General features: G+C 68.8%; 18 protein-coding genes and 1 pseudogene. 4 read left to right on the forward strand and 15 right to left on the reverse strand.

Going from position 1 to position 15489, the window contains the following annotated elements; translation table 11 throughout:
- Positions 1 to 2: 2 nt before the first annotated feature.
- From ACWCOV_RS08370 to ACWCOV_RS08380, 3 genes and pseudogenes are all read right to left on the reverse strand, one after another.
- Positions 3 to 614, reverse strand: coding sequence for a DinB family protein (locus ACWCOV_RS08370; protein ID WP_449828557.1), 612 nt, complete (start codon positions 612 to 614; stop codon positions 3 to 5).
- A 52-nt stretch (positions 615 to 666) separates the two neighbouring features.
- On the reverse strand, positions 667 to 1509 hold the full coding sequence (locus ACWCOV_RS08375; protein ID WP_449828558.1) for an alpha/beta fold hydrolase: 843 nt from the start codon (positions 1507 to 1509) through the stop codon (positions 667 to 669).
- Positions 1510 to 1569: 60 nt separating this feature from the next.
- A pseudogene (locus tag ACWCOV_RS08380) lies at positions 1570 to 2157 on the reverse strand (Pr6Pr family membrane protein).
- A gap of 234 nt (positions 2158 to 2391) precedes the next feature.
- Between ACWCOV_RS08380 and ACWCOV_RS08385 the strand changes: the two are divergent.
- The 3 genes from ACWCOV_RS08385 to ACWCOV_RS08395 all read left to right on the forward strand — a co-directional run bounded on the left by ACWCOV_RS08385 (position 2392) and on the right by ACWCOV_RS08395 (position 4206).
- Positions 2392 to 2943 carry an N-acetyltransferase family protein gene (locus tag ACWCOV_RS08385; RefSeq protein ID WP_449828559.1) on the forward strand — a complete coding sequence of 184 codons (552 nt, stop codon included), beginning with the start codon at positions 2392 to 2394 and terminating at the stop codon, positions 2941 to 2943.
- A gap of 53 nt (positions 2944 to 2996) precedes the next feature.
- Complete coding sequence (locus tag ACWCOV_RS08390) at positions 2997 to 3698, forward strand: class I SAM-dependent methyltransferase (RefSeq protein WP_449828560.1); 702 nt, start codon at positions 2997 to 2999, stop codon at positions 3696 to 3698.
- An 82-nt stretch (positions 3699 to 3780) separates the two neighbouring features.
- On the forward strand, positions 3781 to 4206 hold the full coding sequence (locus ACWCOV_RS08395) for an N-acetyltransferase family protein (RefSeq protein WP_449828561.1): 426 nt from the start codon (positions 3781 to 3783) through the stop codon (positions 4204 to 4206).
- 69 nt (positions 4207 to 4275) lie between these two features.
- Here the strand turns inward: ACWCOV_RS08395 and ACWCOV_RS08400 are convergent, their stop codons facing one another.
- From ACWCOV_RS08400 to ACWCOV_RS08410, 3 genes are all read right to left on the reverse strand, one after another.
- Positions 4276 to 4770 carry a GNAT family N-acetyltransferase gene (locus ACWCOV_RS08400; protein ID WP_449828562.1) on the reverse strand — a complete coding sequence of 165 codons (495 nt, stop codon included), beginning with the start codon at positions 4768 to 4770 and terminating at the stop codon, positions 4276 to 4278.
- A 64-nt stretch (positions 4771 to 4834) separates the two neighbouring features.
- The gene (locus ACWCOV_RS08405; RefSeq protein ID WP_449828563.1) at positions 4835 to 5185 is read right to left on the reverse strand and encodes a hypothetical protein; all 351 of its coding nucleotides are present in this window, start codon (positions 5183 to 5185) and stop codon (positions 4835 to 4837) included.
- A 71-nt stretch (positions 5186 to 5256) separates the two neighbouring features.
- Entirely contained in the window at positions 5257 to 6123 is an 867-nt protein-coding gene (locus tag ACWCOV_RS08410; protein ID WP_449828564.1) for an HIRAN domain-containing protein, read from the reverse strand.
- A 231-nt stretch (positions 6124 to 6354) separates the two neighbouring features.
- Between ACWCOV_RS08410 and ilvA the strand changes: the two genes are divergently transcribed.
- Positions 6355 to 7647, forward strand: coding sequence for a threonine ammonia-lyase IlvA (ilvA, locus tag ACWCOV_RS08415; protein WP_449828565.1), 1293 nt, complete (start codon positions 6355 to 6357; stop codon positions 7645 to 7647).
- 99 nt (positions 7648 to 7746) lie between these two features.
- Here ilvA and ACWCOV_RS08420 read toward each other — a convergent pair whose 3' ends face one another.
- From ACWCOV_RS08420 to ACWCOV_RS08460, 9 genes are read right to left on the reverse strand one after another with little or no spacing between them, the layout of a single operon-like run.
- A complete protein-coding gene (locus ACWCOV_RS08420; protein WP_449828566.1) occupies positions 7747 to 8247 on the reverse strand; it encodes a hypothetical protein in 501 nt (166 codons plus the stop codon).
- Positions 8248 to 8300: 53 nt separating this feature from the next.
- Positions 8301 to 8612: an alpha-L-rhamnosidase C-terminal domain-containing protein gene (locus ACWCOV_RS08425; protein WP_449828567.1), complete on the reverse strand. Its 312-nt coding sequence runs from the start codon at positions 8610 to 8612 to the stop codon at positions 8301 to 8303.
- A complete protein-coding gene (locus tag ACWCOV_RS08430; protein WP_449828568.1) occupies positions 8609 to 8779 on the reverse strand; it encodes a hypothetical protein in 171 nt (56 codons plus the stop codon). Before ACWCOV_RS08430 ends, ACWCOV_RS08425 begins: the two co-directional genes overlap by 4 nt.
- A gap of 51 nt (positions 8780 to 8830) precedes the next feature.
- On the reverse strand, positions 8831 to 9073 hold the full coding sequence (locus ACWCOV_RS08435; RefSeq protein ID WP_360534971.1) for a LuxR C-terminal-related transcriptional regulator: 243 nt from the start codon (positions 9071 to 9073) through the stop codon (positions 8831 to 8833).
- Positions 9074 to 9079: 6 nt separating this feature from the next.
- A complete protein-coding gene (locus ACWCOV_RS08440; protein WP_449828569.1) occupies positions 9080 to 10501 on the reverse strand; it encodes a rhamnulokinase in 1422 nt (473 codons plus the stop codon).
- A complete protein-coding gene (locus tag ACWCOV_RS08445; RefSeq protein ID WP_449828570.1) occupies positions 10498 to 11940 on the reverse strand; it encodes an arabinose isomerase in 1443 nt (480 codons plus the stop codon). Before ACWCOV_RS08445 ends, ACWCOV_RS08440 begins: the two co-directional genes overlap by 4 nt.
- A 9-nt stretch (positions 11941 to 11949) precedes the next feature.
- Positions 11950 to 13983: a bifunctional aldolase/short-chain dehydrogenase gene (locus tag ACWCOV_RS08450; protein ID WP_449828571.1), complete on the reverse strand. Its 2034-nt coding sequence runs from the start codon at positions 13981 to 13983 to the stop codon at positions 11950 to 11952.
- 7 nt (positions 13984 to 13990) lie between these two features.
- Positions 13991 to 15154 carry an L-rhamnose isomerase gene (gene rhaI, locus ACWCOV_RS08455; RefSeq protein WP_449828572.1) on the reverse strand — a complete coding sequence of 388 codons (1164 nt, stop codon included), beginning with the start codon at positions 15152 to 15154 and terminating at the stop codon, positions 13991 to 13993.
- A gap of 4 nt (positions 15155 to 15158) precedes the next feature.
- Positions 15159 to 15485, reverse strand: coding sequence for an L-rhamnose mutarotase (locus ACWCOV_RS08460; protein ID WP_449828573.1), 327 nt, complete (start codon positions 15483 to 15485; stop codon positions 15159 to 15161).
- Positions 15486 to 15489: the final 4 nt, after the last annotated feature.

Consider the following 15489-nt stretch of genomic DNA (forward strand, 5'->3'; position numbering starts at 1 on the left):
GCTCACGTCGACGCGGCTTGGGCGGCTTGTTCGATCTGGGTACGGCGGTTGGCCCAGAAGGTGGCGTCGTTCTGGGGGGCTTCGACGGTGCCGTCGAGTTGTTCGCGGAGGATGTCGGCGTGGCCGGCGTGGCGGCTGGTTTCGGTGAGGCGGTGGACCAGGACATTGAAGAGCTTGACGTTGGGGCGCGGCCACCAGGGGACGTGGCCGGGAGCGTCGATGGGAAGGGCGTCGATCGTCGCGTCGGCGTGGGCCCAGACGCGGCGGTAGCGGTCGATGATCTCGGCGCGAGTCTCGTGCTCGGTCGCCCACATGTCGGCGCCGCGCTGAGACTCGTCGTCCCACCGAGGCAGGGGCTCAGGAAACGGCCGGTCGAAGACTTCCCCGAGGTACCTGGCCTCCGAGATCGACAGATGCTTGACCAGCCCGAGCAGGTTCGTCCCGGTGCCGGTCAGCGGCCGCCGTACGTCGTACTCGGAAAGCCCATCGAGCTTCGCCACCATCCCCTCCCGCACCCACCGAAGCGCGTCATGCAAATACCCCTTCGCAAACTCATCAATCACGCAGGCGAGCCTGCCACCCAGCGGCGATGGGCTCAACCAGTCGACGCGCAACAGTCGGCTGCTTCGCCCAGGCCGCGCGCCGCCAGGCCGGCTTTCGTGCGAGTCAGGAGGTGTGGTCCAGCAGCGCTTTGGTGACGGTTGGCCAGGTGGGGCGGGGTAGGCCTTGGCCGATGCCGGGGAGGGTCAGGAGGGTGGCGTTCGGGATTTCGGCGGCGAGGGCTTCGCCGTTGCCGTGCGGGAAGAACGGGTCCTCGTCGCCGTGGATGACCAGGGTGGGGGCGGTGATCTTGGGGAGGCGGTTGCGCCAGCGCGGGCGGCAGTTGATCACGGCGAACATTGTGCCGAGCTGGCTGGCGCGCTGGGCCTCCGCCGTACGTCGGGATCGGTCGAAGATCCTGCCCGCGGTTGTCCGCGCGTCCTGTTCGTCGAATCCGGCCGAGCCGGCGAGCAGCGATGCCGAGCCGGTCATGTAGTCGATCACGCTGTCACGGTCGGTCCAGTCGGGCTTCGGGCGGCCGAAGAGTTGCTTCATCACCGCCGGATCGTGGTCGGGCAGGTCCCGGTCGATCCGGCCGGGTGCGACCGGGCGGGTGGAGACCAGGGTCAGCGACGCGACCTGGTCGAGGTGGTCGAGGGCGAGCAGTTGCGCGATGAAACCGCCGACGCCCAGCCCGACCACGTGCGTACGCCCCAGCTCCAGCGCCACCAGCAACTCGGACGCATCGGTCACCAGGTCGCGCAGGTTGTAGGCGGGCGCGTCCGGGTCGACGTACGTCGACTGGCCGGCGTCACGCAGGTCGTAGCGCACCACGTAGCGGCCGGCGAGCGCCGTACACAGCTCGTCCGGCCAGCTCAGCATGGTGACGCCGATCAGCAACACCGGCGGATCCGCCGGGTCCCCGAACGTCTCCACGCACAACTCGACACCATTGACCTCAACCAGCATCTGACACCTCCGGAAAGTCGTCACACAGTTCCGACGAACGGGATCCCGGGATCCAGACACTCACCGTCTCAAGCGGTCGGTGGTGGGCAGCTTCGCGTCGAGGGCTTTCAGACCCAGGGCGAGTACGACGCCGATGACGAGGACGAGGAGGGCGTTGCGGAGGGCCGCCCCGAGGCCGATCTCGGCGGCGTCGAGGAAGGGGTACGGGTACCAGTCGGTGAAGGCGCCTTGGATGAAGATGTAGAGGAGCCAGGCACACGGCCAGATGAACGCGAACGCGACAGTTCACCACGTGATCCGGGGTCGAGGGCCCAAGATCAGCCACGCGGCCAGCGCTGCCCAGGGCGAGATGTAGTGGAAGCCGATGGTCGCCACGAGAGCGGCGCCGGTCAGGTCGACCTGCGGCGCGAGGACGATGGCGAACACCAGACCGGTGATGACGATGCCGAGAAGCGAGTCGAGCCGTACGACGCGCCACACCGAGCCGTCGCGGCGCGGCCGCCGTACCAGGGCCAGCGCGGCGGCCAGCACGATCGGGTTGCTCTCGATCGTGAAGAAGCTGAAGAGTCGCCACAGCCGGGTCCCCACGCCGATCGACTCGCCGGTCTCGCCCGAGTTCGCGTCGGCCCCGCCGGTGAAGATCAGCACCTACTGGATGACCAGCGAGGCGAGAATGACCGCCGCGATGACACCGTGCCACCACCGCGACACCGTCACCGCCCTGCTCTGCTCCACCACCCTCCCGATTCTTGCCACCACTCTCCGTGGCGAACCACCACGCCACGCCGCCGGCCCGTCTGGGAGGGCGCCGACCACGAAATGGACAACCGGTTGCTGGCCGAGCTCCTTCGCTACGGTTTTGGCTGAGACGGAGGAGCGTAGATGCCGGTTGAGTTTCGTACGGCGACCGCCGAGGACGCTGACCAGGTTGGGTGGCTGCATGCCGATAGTTGGCGGCGGCACTATCGGGGGGCGTACGCCGACGCGTATCTCGACGGGGATGTCGAGAGTGAGCGGCGGGCGGTGTGGTCAGGACGGCTGGCTGCGCCGTCCGACACCGCCACGATCATTGCCGAGGACGACGGTCAGCTTGTCGGGTTCGTGCATGTGATGTTCGATCACGACCCGCGGTGGGGCAGTCTTGTCGACAATCTGCATGTCTACAACAGCAATCGTCGTACCGGCATAGGCACCCAGCTGATCGCCCGTGCCGCGCAGGCCGTCGTCGACCAGGCGAACAGCAACGCGATGTACTTGTGGGTGCTGCAGCAGAACACGAGCGCGCAGAGCTTCTACATCGCCCGCGGAGCCGTCTCGGTAGAGGCGGCAACGGTCCCTCCACCTGGCGGAGACCCCACTCGGCTCAACGGCAGCCCGAAGTGCCTGCGCATGAGCTGGCCGGACGCAGCTCAGCTGAGCACCGGCGTTAACTGAGGGCAGACGCGAAGCGCGTGTTCCACCTGAGGTACGTCGCTAGTGTCGACAACATGACCACCGCCGCGCGGTACGACGAAGTTGCCGACTACTACGCCTCCGGCTGGACGGACGACCTCACCGATCCCGTCACCACCGCGCTCTTCGACCTCCTCGGCGACGTCGACGGCAAGCGAGTGCTGGATGTTGCCTGCGGCCACGGCCGGATCAGCCGGGGCCTCGCGCGCAGAGGCGGATCCGTGGTCGGCGTCGACCTCTCGACCGCGATGCTCGGCAAGGCACGTGAGCTCGAGGAGCAGGAGCCGCTGGGCATCCAGTACATCCAAGCGGACGCGTCGGATCCACGACTCCTGCAGGGCAAGGAGTACGACGCCGCCGTCTGCAGCATGGGGATTGCAGACATCGACGACCTGGACGGCGCCCTGGCCAACGTCCGTCGCCTCCTGCGCCGAGGCGGCACGTTCGTTCTCACGACCCTGCACCCCTGTTTCCCAGGAATAGAAGGCGTTTCCGGCGCCTGGCCGTCCGACGGCACGTACTACGACGAGCGCTACTGGCAGGCCGACGGCACCCTGTCGACGCTACGCCAACAGGTCGGCGCCAACCACCGCACGCTCTCGACCTACCTCAACACCCTCCACGCCCACGGCTTCACCCTCACCCGAACCGCCGAACCCGCGCCGGCCATCGACCCCACCTCACCCAAACACGACATGAACCGCTTCCCGGTCTTCCTCGTCGTGGCCTGCCAGTAGGCGTGGAGCCTCGGGACGAGATCTCCGCGAGGACGACTAAATCGCGCGCTAGCCGACCGAGCGGCGTGCCAGGATGCCGGGCATGGACGTGACGGTACGACGAGCAGCCGCGACGGACTGGAAGTCGCTGACCGAGATCGATGCGATCGCTGCGGCCGGCAACGAAGCGCGGGCCGAGGCGATCCGCCGCTGGTGCGAACAGGACCTCGCCCTGACCGCCGAGGACGAGATGCAACGGCTTGTCGGCTACGTCACCATCGAGTACACCTTCTTCGAGCAGGGCTTCGTCACCATGCTGATGGTCGACGCGAACGTCCGCCGCCAAGGGATCGGCCGGCTCCTGCTCGACGCCGCAAAGACGTCCTGCACCACCCCGAAGCTCTTCACCTCGACCAACGTCTCGAACCTTCCGATGCAGCAACTCCTGCAACACGCCGGCTGGTCCGCCACCGGCATCCTGCACGGCCTCGACGAAGGCGACCCCGAACTCTTCTACCTCTCCCCCTGATGCCCAACCTCAGAACCCGAGCGACCGCCCGCCTCCACACTGCCAACCCACAGGCAGATGCCTTGAGGGTCAGCGGGTGATTCGGTAGACGACGTGGGGGCGGAGGGGGCCTTCGGGGGCGGTGGGGTCTTCGAAGGTGTCGGTGGGGGTGTGGGTCATGCCCAGGCGGCGCATGACTGCTTGGGAGCGGTGGTTGGTGGCGGTGGTGATGGCGAGGATCTCGGGGAGGTCGAGGGTGTCGAAGCCGTAGGCGAGGACTGCGCGGGCGGCCTCGGTGGCGTAGCCGTGGCCCCAGGAGGAGCGGGCGAGGCGCCAGCCGATCTCCACGCCGGTGAACGGCACCTCGGGGTCGACGTCGTCCAGGCCGGCGAAGCCGATGAACTCGCCGCTCGCCTCGACCGCCCACCAGCCGTACCCGCGGGCGTCGAACTCCTGCTGGAAGAGCGCGACCGAGGCATCGCTCTGCTCCCGCGTCAGCACCTCACCCAGGTGCTCCCGCACCTCCGGGTCCGCGTTCATCGCGGCCCACGGCTCCAGGTCGGAGTCCCGCCATCGCCGCAGCAACAGCCTCTCAGTACGCAGTTCCGTCACACGTCAACCCAACGCGAACCACCTCGGCTCGGCAAACCTATTTCCGAGACGCGGCGGCAGTGAGCTGGCTCAGCCGGGCCTCGACCAGGGCTGTGATCTGCGGCAACGGCCGATCAGGCTCACGCCCGCTCAGCAGCGCACCGAGGTGCTGCAGCTCGGCATGCAGCACCTCCCGCAGGATCTCGTCCGGTACGGCGAGAATCGCGAGCACAGCCTGATCCGGCGGCGCCTCGCGGTCGAGGACCTCCGCAGCCGCCTCGAGCTCCCAGGCCACCGGATCGACGGGCAGCGACCCGGCGACCCGGTGGACCAGCAGCACCGCGGAATCGGCAAGGTAGTCCAGGGTCCGCCCGGCCACCTCGGCGTCCGGCGGCGGCATGAGTTCCATGGCCGGAGGCTAGTTGGATCAAGTAGCTCCGCAGTACCCGCCAGAGGGCGTGGTGAGTACTGCGCAGCCGCCTAGTTGGCTTCCTTGGTAGCCCAGTAGTGCCATTGGGGGGACGCGACTGGGGATCGGGTCAGGCCGTCCGGCCAAGTAGCCGGCAGGTCGTGACTCCGAGCCGCGTAGAGGATCACCTCCGATGCGGTGCGGTCGCCGCGGACGGCGACCCGGGCGGCGGTCTCGGCGCGCATGTCGGCCAGGTAGTGGATGGCCGGCAGGAACTCGGCGCTCAGCCGCGGGCTCAGCCGCCCGACCGGTTCGTCGTCCAGCCTGATCTCGACCACGATCCGGTGCCGGTCCTGGATCCCGTCCTCCTCCTCGAGCGCGTGCATGGTGGCGTACGCCCAGCACTCGCCCTCGGCCCGGAAGAACGGCGCCAGCACCTCCGGGTGGACCTCACTGCCCGGTACGACGATGCCGCTGCCGGGCGGCAGCAGGTGGAAACTGCCCGGTGGAGGCAGGTTCACCGGAACCAGCATGTGCGGCTGCCCGAGGGCTACCGCGACACTCGCGTGAAACTCCGTGCCTTGGTCTCCCTTGCCCTCCCAGTCGGCCGGTTCCCACTCACTCACCCACAGGTGGCACGGCACCTGCGGTTGCAGGCCTTGCGCCACCAGTTCTGCCAGCACCGGGTGGTACCGGTGCGCATCGTCCCTCGGCAGGTAGCCGACAACCTTCCCCTGCACCCGTACGGCGATGGATCGGGGATCGAAACGGTTGTGCGGTTCCGGGACCAGGTCCGCTTCGGTGTCCAGGTCTGCTCCTCGCGCTGGGATGGGGTCCGGGAACAGGCTTCGGATCGCCTGCTCGTGCGGGGCCTCCCGCACGACCTCCTGACCACACCACAGGGCGTCTCCCCACAGACTGAACGGAATCAGTTCCATTCGTGCCCTCCAGTCCACTGTGACCGGCTTTACTCGGCTCATCCCGTCCAGGACCCTGGCCGTTACACCGAGTGAGCGTATGAAAACTAGACTGCCCAGTGAAGAGCCGTTTCACGCCTGAGGCAAGGGTCTGTTGCGCAAAGGTAGTGAGTCGTCCGTACTGTGGACGCGAATTGTCTTGTGCATCGAGCGAATCGGCGAAGATCGTGCAAATGCACGGGAAGGAAGCTCATGCAGGGCAGTAGTTCAGTCGCTCGATCGACCAGCGGCACAGACCAGAAGGCGGTTGACGCGGCAGCCGTCGACGAAGCGGTCAAGCGACTCGACGGTGTCGCTGTCCGTACACCGTTGCAACGCAACCTCCGGCTGACCGAGCGCACCGGCGCCCAGGTCTGGCTCAAGCGCGAAGACCTGCAGATCGGCCGGTCCTACAAGCTTCGCGGCGCCTACAACCTGATCGCCCAGCTCGACGACGAGCAGAAGGCGGCCGGTGTGGTGTGCGCCAGCGCGGGCAACCACGGCCAGGGCCTGGCGTACTCGTGCCACATTCTCGGTGTCCAGGGCAAGGTCTACGTGCCCCGTACGACGCCCCGCCAGAAGCGCGACCGGATCGCGGCCCTCGGTGGCAAGCAGATCCAGGTGATCGTCACCGGCGACACGTACGACGACGCCGCCGCGGCAGCCCTCGCGGACGCCGAGGCCAGCGGCGCCACGATGGTGCCCGCGTTCGACGACCCGAGAACCGTTGCCGGACAGGGAACCGTCGCGGTCGAGCTCGTCGAGCAGCTCGGACACGCGCCCGATGTGCTCGTCGTGCCGGTCGGTGGTGGCGGGCTGATCGCGGGTGTCGCGACCTGGCTGGCCGAGCGCCATCCCGGCGTACGGATCGTCGGGGTGGAACCGGCCGGCGCGGCAAGCATGGCGGCGGCGCTGGCGGCCGGTGGGCCGGTGGCGCTGCCGCATCTGGACAGCTTCGTGGACGGTGCGGCAGTGCGACGCGTCGGCGACGTGACGTTGCCGTTGGTCGCGACGGCCGGCGTCCAGATGATGTCCGTGCCGGAAGGCCTGGTGTGCAGCGAGATGCTCGAGCTGTACCAGACCGACGGCCTGATCGCCGAGCCCGCGGGCGCGCTGTCGACGGGCGCTCTGGGCAACGGTCTCGCCGTACGTCCGGGTGAGACCGTGGTCTGCCTGCTGTCCGGCGGCAACAACGACGTCAGCCGGTACGGCGAGATCCTCGAGCGCTCGCTGGTGTACGAGGGGCTGAAGCACTACTTCCTGGTAACGTTCCCGCAGGAGCCCGGTGCGCTGCGGGCGTTCCTGGACGAGGTGCTCGGACCGGATGACGACATCACGCTGTTCGAGTACGTGAAGCGGAACAACCGGGAGACCGGGGTGGCGCTGGTCGGCATCGAGATCAGCCGGGCCGGTGACCTGGACGGCCTGCTGGCCCGGATGGAGGCGGCGCCGCTGGAGATCGAGCGGATCAACCCGAACTCACCGGAGTTCCGCTACCTGATCTGAACGCACTGATCCCGCCGGGGGAGCCTGGGCCACCTGTTTCCGGTCAGGTGCCGTGATCAGCCCCGTTGCGCTCCCGGCGGGATCCGTGCGTCTGGTGCGTCAGCGCTTCAGGTGCTTGGGGTGTTCTTCCGCCGGCTTGGCCTGACGGCGCGGGTCGTCCGGGTGCTGCCCGTCCGCCCAGTGCTCCTCGTCAGTCGCCTCGCCTTCCTGCCCCGTCCGCTCCTTGCCCCAGGTCGCCGCGTGGGGCGTGTCCTGGTCGGGGTGCAGGTTCTGGGCCTGGGTGCGGTGCTCGTCGGACTCGGTGCGAGCCTCGGCGGCGGCTTCACGCCGTTCGGCGGCGCCGGCCTCGAGACGGCGCGCCTCGGCCGCCTTCTCGTCGGCGATCGCCTGCGCCTTGCGCGCCCTCGCCTCGACCTCGTCGGCCGCGGCCTGCTGCTTGTCCGCGCGTGCCGCCGACGTCCTGGCCTGCTGCTCGTGCTCTTGCGCCTGCTGCTGTTCCCGCTGGGCCCGGCGCTTGGACAGGGCTCCGGCGACCAGCGCCACCACGATCACCAGCACCGCCAGTGCGACAACGATCCACAGGATGGTCATTCCGTCCATCGCTCCTCCTCGGGCTCGACGTTCGGAACCCCAGTACCCCGACACCCGGGCCGCTAACGCCCCCGGAAGTGATAGGTGCCCGAGGCAACTGTTCGCTCGCCGGACGTACCCGGGATTCGCACGATCGCGGTGGTGTTCGCCGGCACGGTCAGATCCAGCGTGAACCCGTCGGCCCCGGACCACCGGCTGCTCGCGACCTCGCCGTACGGTGTCTGCAGCCGGCGCGCGGCCGAGGTGATTCCGGCACCCGGCACCGGCGCGACCAGGATCTTCTTGTACCCCGGCTCCGCCGCCGACACACCGGCCAGCATCCGGTACATCCACTCGCCGACCGCGCCGTACGCGTAGTGGTTGAACGAGTTCATCCCGACGTCGTTGAAGGTGCCGCGCCGGGGACGCCGAGGGGATCGGTGAGGCTGTTCGTCTTCAGGTCGTGCACCTGCGGACGGGCCGGAGCCGCGTCCGCAGGGAGCACAGGGGTCAGCAGGACGAGGACGCTGTGCAGGCAGCCCAGCCTGGAACGGACGGACATGGGGCGGACTCCTCCGGAGAAGGGGCGGTTTCTGCAGGGGAGGGTGAGTGGTCAGACCAGGCCGCGGCGGGCGGCCCAGACGATCGCCTCGATGGCCGTGCCGAAGCCGAGGCGGTCGCAGATCATCCGGGTACGGCGGCGGACGGTCCGCTCGGACAGATCGAGCCGGCGGGCCACGCTGTCCACCGGAAGCCCGGTGGCGAGCAGCCGGAGCAGTTGCAGGTCGTCATGGCTGATCTCACGCGGCGGCACCCGGCGCGCGAGCGGACGGATTTCCTGGGGGAGGACGGTCATTACGGATCACCTTGTTCCGAACACCCGGGACTCGGCGGCGTCCCAGTCGGCCGGTTTTCCCTGCGGCTCGTAGCGCCGCAGTCGATGGGTGGCGCGGACCAGCGCGCGCATGGCGCTCAGGTCCGGCAGGGGTTCGCCCAGGGCACGGGCCTGGACGAGGACGTTGCCGAGGGCGGACGCCTCGACCGGGCCGGCGAGTACCGGCAGGCCGCAGGCGTCGGCGGTCAGTTGGCAGAGCAGCTCGTTCTGCGAGCCGCCGCCGATGACATGGAGTACGTCGACCGGCCGGTCAGCGATCACCTGTGCCGACCGCAGGGTTCGGCGGTAGGCCAGGGCGAGGCTCTCCAGCACGCAGCGGACCGCGGCCGCCTTCGACTGCGGCGGCTCCTGCCCGCTGGCTCGGCAGTGCTCGTCGATCCGAGCCGGCATGTTGCCCGGAGCAAGGAACTCGGGAGCGTCCGGATCGATCAGTACGGCGAACGGCGGCGCGCCGGCGGCGTCCCGCAGCAGCCCGGGCAGGTCGTCGTCGCCCCAGCTCCGCTGGCACTCCTGCAGGATCCACAGCCCCATCACGTTCTTCAGGAACCGGATCCGCCCGTCGACGCCGCCTTCGTTGGTGAAGTTGGCCTCCCGCGCCTCGTCCGAGAGCACCGGCGCGTCCAGCTCCAGGCCCACCAGCGACCACGTGCCCGACGAGATGTACGCAAACCGCTCGTCAGCCGCAGGCACAGCAACCACGGACGACGCGGTGTCATGCGACCCCACCGCGATCACCGGCGTCCCCGCCGCCAACCCAGTTTCCGGCAACACGGTCCCGATCACCGCGCCCGGATCCCGCAACCCCGGCAACAACTCCATCGACACACCAACCCGCGAAGCCAACACCTCACTCCACCCGCGCGACCGCACGTCGTACAACTGCGTAGTAGAAGCGTTGGTCCGCTCGACCCCGATCTCCCCCGTGAGCCAGTAGGCCAGAAGATCGGGGATCATCAACAGCTTGTCCGCCTGCTCGAGCAGTCCCTCGGCGGCCAACTGGTAGATGGTGTTGAACGGCAGCTGCTGAAGGCCCGTCACGTCGTATAACTCGGCCACCGAGACCTTCTCGAGGACCCGTTCCATCACGCCGTCCGTGCGGGCGTCGCGGTAGTGGGTGGGGTTGGCCAGGAGGTGGCCGGTGCGGTCCAGAAGGGCGTAGTCGACGGCCCAGGAGTCGATGCCGATGGAGTCGACGGGGCCGGCCTGGTGGAGGCCTTCGAGCATGGAGCGGTAGAGGTGGAGGATGTCCCAATGCAGGGTGTTGTGGACCTGCACCGGGCCGTTCCAGAAGCGGTGGATCTCGGAGAGCTCGAGCACGCCGTCACCGACGGAGCCGAGCATGACGCGCCCGCTGGACGCGCCCAGATCCACCGCCGCGACGCGCTTCATGGTGAGACGACGGTCAGGTCGAGATGGAGAAGGTCGGCGACCGCCGCCAGGTCCTCGGCGCGGTGACCGGTCCCGAGCGCCCAGTGGTGCGCGACACCGGACCCGGACCACGCGTCGGTCCACTCACCCGGGTCGCACCCGAAGTCGACCCGCGACGTGGTGTTCCCGATCTGCAGCAGCGGTCCGGGTACGACGGTGCCCTCGGACGCAATGAGGTTGAACGAACCGTCCCGGCGCTGCCCGAGCCCACACGCCGTCACCGGCCCGTGCTTGACGTCGAACTCGACCGAAACACCCCAGCCACGCTTGCCGTGGTACACCCCGAGCCCGCGCAGCAACGGCTTGTCCGAGCTGATCGCCAGGTGCGCCGGCCCGTCGTGACCCATCTCGACCACGTTGTCGTGGAAGTTCAGCGCCTGCAGCTCGGTGAACGAACCGCCTGCGCCGAGCCGGTCCATCACCAGCATCGCCAGCGACGTCCGCAGCTCGTACTCACCGGCCGCCGGAATCCCCCTTGCCGTCAGCAACGAAGCGCCGAGGATCATCCCGGCCGCGACCCGCTCGTGCATCTCCCCGTCGAGCCCTCGGTGGTAGTAGGCCAGCGAGTCAAGGGAGAAGTCCTCGACCAGCCGATCGAGCGCGACCGACACCGTCGCACCCCACCGGAAGTCCTCCTCGACCACGGAGTCGTCGAGCGTGAAGATCTCCCGGGCCAGGTCCATCCGGGCCGCGGTCTCCGCCTCGGTCACCTTCTCGACCCGTACCCGGAGGTCGTCGATCTCCAGGATCTCGACGTGCCCGCCGAGCTGCGACGACACCAGCGTCGGGTCGGTGATCACGTCCATCATGCCCGGGTACAGATGCCCGAGCAGACCGTGCCGCCCGTGCCGGAACGCCGCCCGGACCCCGGCCGCCCGGATCCACCGGTCGATCCGCGCCCACGCCCGCTCGTCCTCGAGGTACCCCGACACCGACCGGAAGTCGATCCCGCAGCGCTCGAACGCGTTCGCCATCTCGGGCAGCGGGCAGGCGCCGCAGTACGCGAGCCATGCACCGGTGTCGAAGGTCGCGTGGTTCATCGACTCGGTCGGCTGCAGGTTGAGCAGCAGCACGGGCGCACCGCTGCGCTGCGCGACCGGCACCAGCATCGACGCGGTCATGTAGGTGGTGAGGAACCCGACGATCAGGTCGCAGTCCGCCACCCGCAGCTTCTCGGCCGCCGCAGCACCTTCCTGCGCGTCCGAGATGAACCCGACGTCGACGACCTCACAGTCAAGCAAGGAGAACCGCTCGGACACCCGCCGAGCGGACGCCTGCAGCTGCGGCAGCAGGTCGGGGAACTGCGGCCAGTAGGCGCCCAGACCGCCGGCGACCAGGCCGATCCTGGTCTTGCGCGTGGTGATCCGCTCCAGCCCTGGGCGAACATCCAGCTCGGTCATTCCAGCCTCCTAACGCAGGAACGCGGCAGCTACGCCGGCATCGACGGGAACATGCAGACCGGTCGTGTGCGTGAGCTCCCCACCGGTCAGCGCGAACACGGCTGCCGCCACATGCTCCGGCAGCACCTCCCGCTTCAGCAGCGTGCGCTGCGCGTAGTACGCACCCAGCTCCGACTCCGGTACGCCGTACACCGCGGCCCGCTGGGCGCCCCAGCCCTTGGCGAAGATCCCGGAGCCGCGGACGACGCCGTCCGGGTTCACGCCGTTGACGCGGATCCCGTGTTCGCCGAGCTCGGCGGCGAGCAGCCGGACCTGGTGCGCCTGGTCGGCCTTGGCCGCGCCGTACGCGACGTTGTTCGGGCCGGCGAAGACGGAGTTCTTGCTGGAGATGTAGACGATGTCGCCGCCGATGGCCTGGTCGATCATCACCTTCGCGGCCGCCCGGGACACCAGGAACGAGCCCTTCGCCATCACGTCGTGCTGCAGGTCCCAGTCCCGATCCGTTGTCTCCAGCAACGACTTCGAGATGGACAGCCCGGCGTTGTTGACAACCAGGTCGACGCCGCCGAAGGCCAGCACGGCCTGCCGCAGCGCCTCCTCGACAGCCTCCCCGGAGGACACGTCGGCGCCCACGGCAACGGCGACGTCGGACGATCCGATCTCCTTGGCCACCGCCTCGGCCGCGGCCAGATCGAGGTCGGCCACCACGACACACGCGCCCTCGGCGGCCAGCCGCTGCGCGATCGCCTTGCCGATCCCCGACCCACCACCGGTGACGAAGGCCACCCGGGTCGCGAGCGGCTTCGGCGCCGGCATCCGCTGCAGCTTGGCCTCTTCCAGCGCCCAGTACTCGATCCGGAACTTCTCGCTCTCGTCGATCGGCGCGTACGTCGACACCGCCTCGGCCCCACGCATCACGTTGATCGCGTTCACGTAGAACTCGCCGGCCACCCGCGCGGTCTGCTTGTCCTTGCCGAAGCTGAACATGCCGACCCCGGGCACCAGCACGATCGCCGGGTCCGCGCCCCGCATCGGCGGGCTGTCCGGCTGCGCGTGCCGGTCGTAGTACGCCGCGTAGTCCTCGCGGTACTGCAGGTGCAACTGCCGCAGCCGGGTCACGGCCTCCTCGAGCGGGGCCGTCGGCGGCAGGTCGAGAACCAGCGGACGGACCTTCGTCCGCAGGAAGTGATCGGGGCACGAGGTGCCGAGTGCCGCCAGTTCACCGAGTTTCTCCCGAGCGGTGAACTCGAGCACGACCTCGGAGTCGTTGTAGTGGCCGACCTGCGGTTTGTCGGTCGACGCGAGACCGCGGACGACCGGAGCCAGCGCTGCCGCCCGCAGTCGACGCTCCTCCGCCGGGAGAGCCTCGAAGCCTGGCACGACAGCACCGAACGGCTCCGGCTTGCCGCGCTCGGCCAGGAAGCGTTCCGCCGTACGGATGATGTCGAGGGAGTTCGCCTCGCACTCCTCGGAGGTGTCGCCCCACGCGGTGATGCCGTGGCCGCCCAGGATGCAGCCGATCGCCTGCGGGTTGTCCCGCTTCACCGCCGCGATGTCGAGGCCGAGCTGGAACCCGGGCCGCCGCCACGGCACCCAGACCACCCGGTCGCCGAAGCACTCGGCGGTGAGCTTCTCGCCGTCGGCCGCGGTCGCCAGCGCGATCCCGGAGTCCGGGTGCAGATGATCGACGTGTGGAGCGTCGACCAGCCCGTGCATCGCGGTGTCGATCGACGGCGCCGCGCCGCCCTTGCCGTGCAGGCAGTAGTCGAACGCGGCGACCATCTCGTCCTCACGGTCGACGCCCGGGTACACGTCGACCAGCGAGTTCAGCCGGTCCAGCCGCAGTACGGCGAGGCCGGCGGCGGTCAGCGTGCCGAGGTCGCCGCCGGACCCCTTCACCCAGACCAGGTCGACCGGCTGCTGGGTTACCGGGTCGGTCGTCGTGCCCTTCGCCGAGGTGTTCCCGCCGGCGTAGTTCGTGTTGCGCGGATCGGCACCCAGTCTGTTGCTACGCGCAACAAGTTCGGCTGCAGTGTCGGTCATGATGTTCTCAGGCTCCCCATCCGGCCTGCTGGCCGTCGGCTCGGTCCTTGACGATCTGCTCGTAGTAGCCGCTGCGCTGGTAGGCGGCGACCGGATTCGGGTCCAGGCCCTGCGACTCGCGCAGCTCGGCGAGCAGCGGGCGGACGTCGGTGTTGTACGCGTCCATCAGCGCGGCGTTGGCGCCGAGCACGTCGCCGTCCTGCTGCGCCTTCCGGAGCGCGTCCCGGTCGACCAGCAGCGCCTTCGCGGTGGCCTCCTGGACGTTCATCACCGAGCGGATGATGGCCGGGATCTTCACCTCGATGTTGTGGCACTGGTCGAGCATGAAGGCGATCCCGCGGTCCGGGTCGAGGGCGTCGCCGCGGACGATCTCGTTCATGATCCGGAACAGCTGGAACGGGTCCGCCGCGCCGACCATCAGGTCGTCGTCGGCGTAGAACCGGCTGTTGAAGTCGAACGCGCCGAGCTTCTTGGCCCGGAGCAGGAAGGCGACGATGAACTCGATGTTCGTCGACGGCGCGTGGTGCCCGGTGTCGATGCAGACGGTCGCCTTCGGCCCCAGCTCCAGGCAGTGCGCGTACGACGTACCCCAGTCCGGCACGTCCGTGGTGTAGAAGGCCGGCTCGAACAGCTTGTACTCCAGCAGCATCCGCTGGTCGTCACCGAGCCGGTCGTACACCTCCTTCAGCGCGGCGGCCAGCCGGTCCTGCCGGTCCTGGATGTCGTCCTGGCCCGGGTAGTTGGTGCCGTCGGAGAACCACAGCTTCAGGTCGCGGGACCCGGTCGCGTCCATGATGTCGACGCACTCGAGCAGGTGGTCGGTCGCCTTCCGCCGTACCGCGGGGTCGGGGTTGGTGACGCTGCCGAGCTTGTAGTCGTCGTCCTGGAAGACGTTGGAGTTGATCGCGCCGAGGCGAACCCCCTGCTCCTTCGCGTACGCCGCCAGCGCCGCGTAGTCGTCCACCTTGTCCCAGGGGATGTGCAGCGCGACGCTCGGGGCGACCCCGGTGTACTTGTGCACCATTGCGGCGTCGGCGATCTTCTCCTCCGGCGAGCGCGGCACACCGGGCTGGCTGAACACCTTGAACCGGGTGCCCGAGTTGCCGAACGCCCACGAGGGCAGTTCGATCTCCTGGCGGCTCAGGGCACTCTTCACAGCGTCGGTCGTCATGGTTTCAGTCCTCTTTCAGGTGGAAGATCTCGGGCAGCAGGAGGAACGATTCATCCGGCGGCCGTCCGTCGATCCCGGTGAAGAATTCGGTCATCTCGGCTTGCCAGCGGGCATTGATCTCGGTCGCCGCCATCGCCTTCTGCGCCGCCTCCAGGTCCTCGGCCTCGACGTACCCGATCAGCAGGCCGTCGTCACGGAGGAAGAGCGAGTAGTTGTGCCACCCGGTCTCCCGCAACGCGGCCTGCATCTCCGGCCAGACGTCGCGGTGGCGGACGACGTACTCCTCCAGACGGTCGGGTTTGACCTGGAGGCAGAAGCAGTAGCGATTCACAGGA

The sequence above is a fragment of the Kribbella sp. NPDC002412 genome, assembly GCF_053592935.1.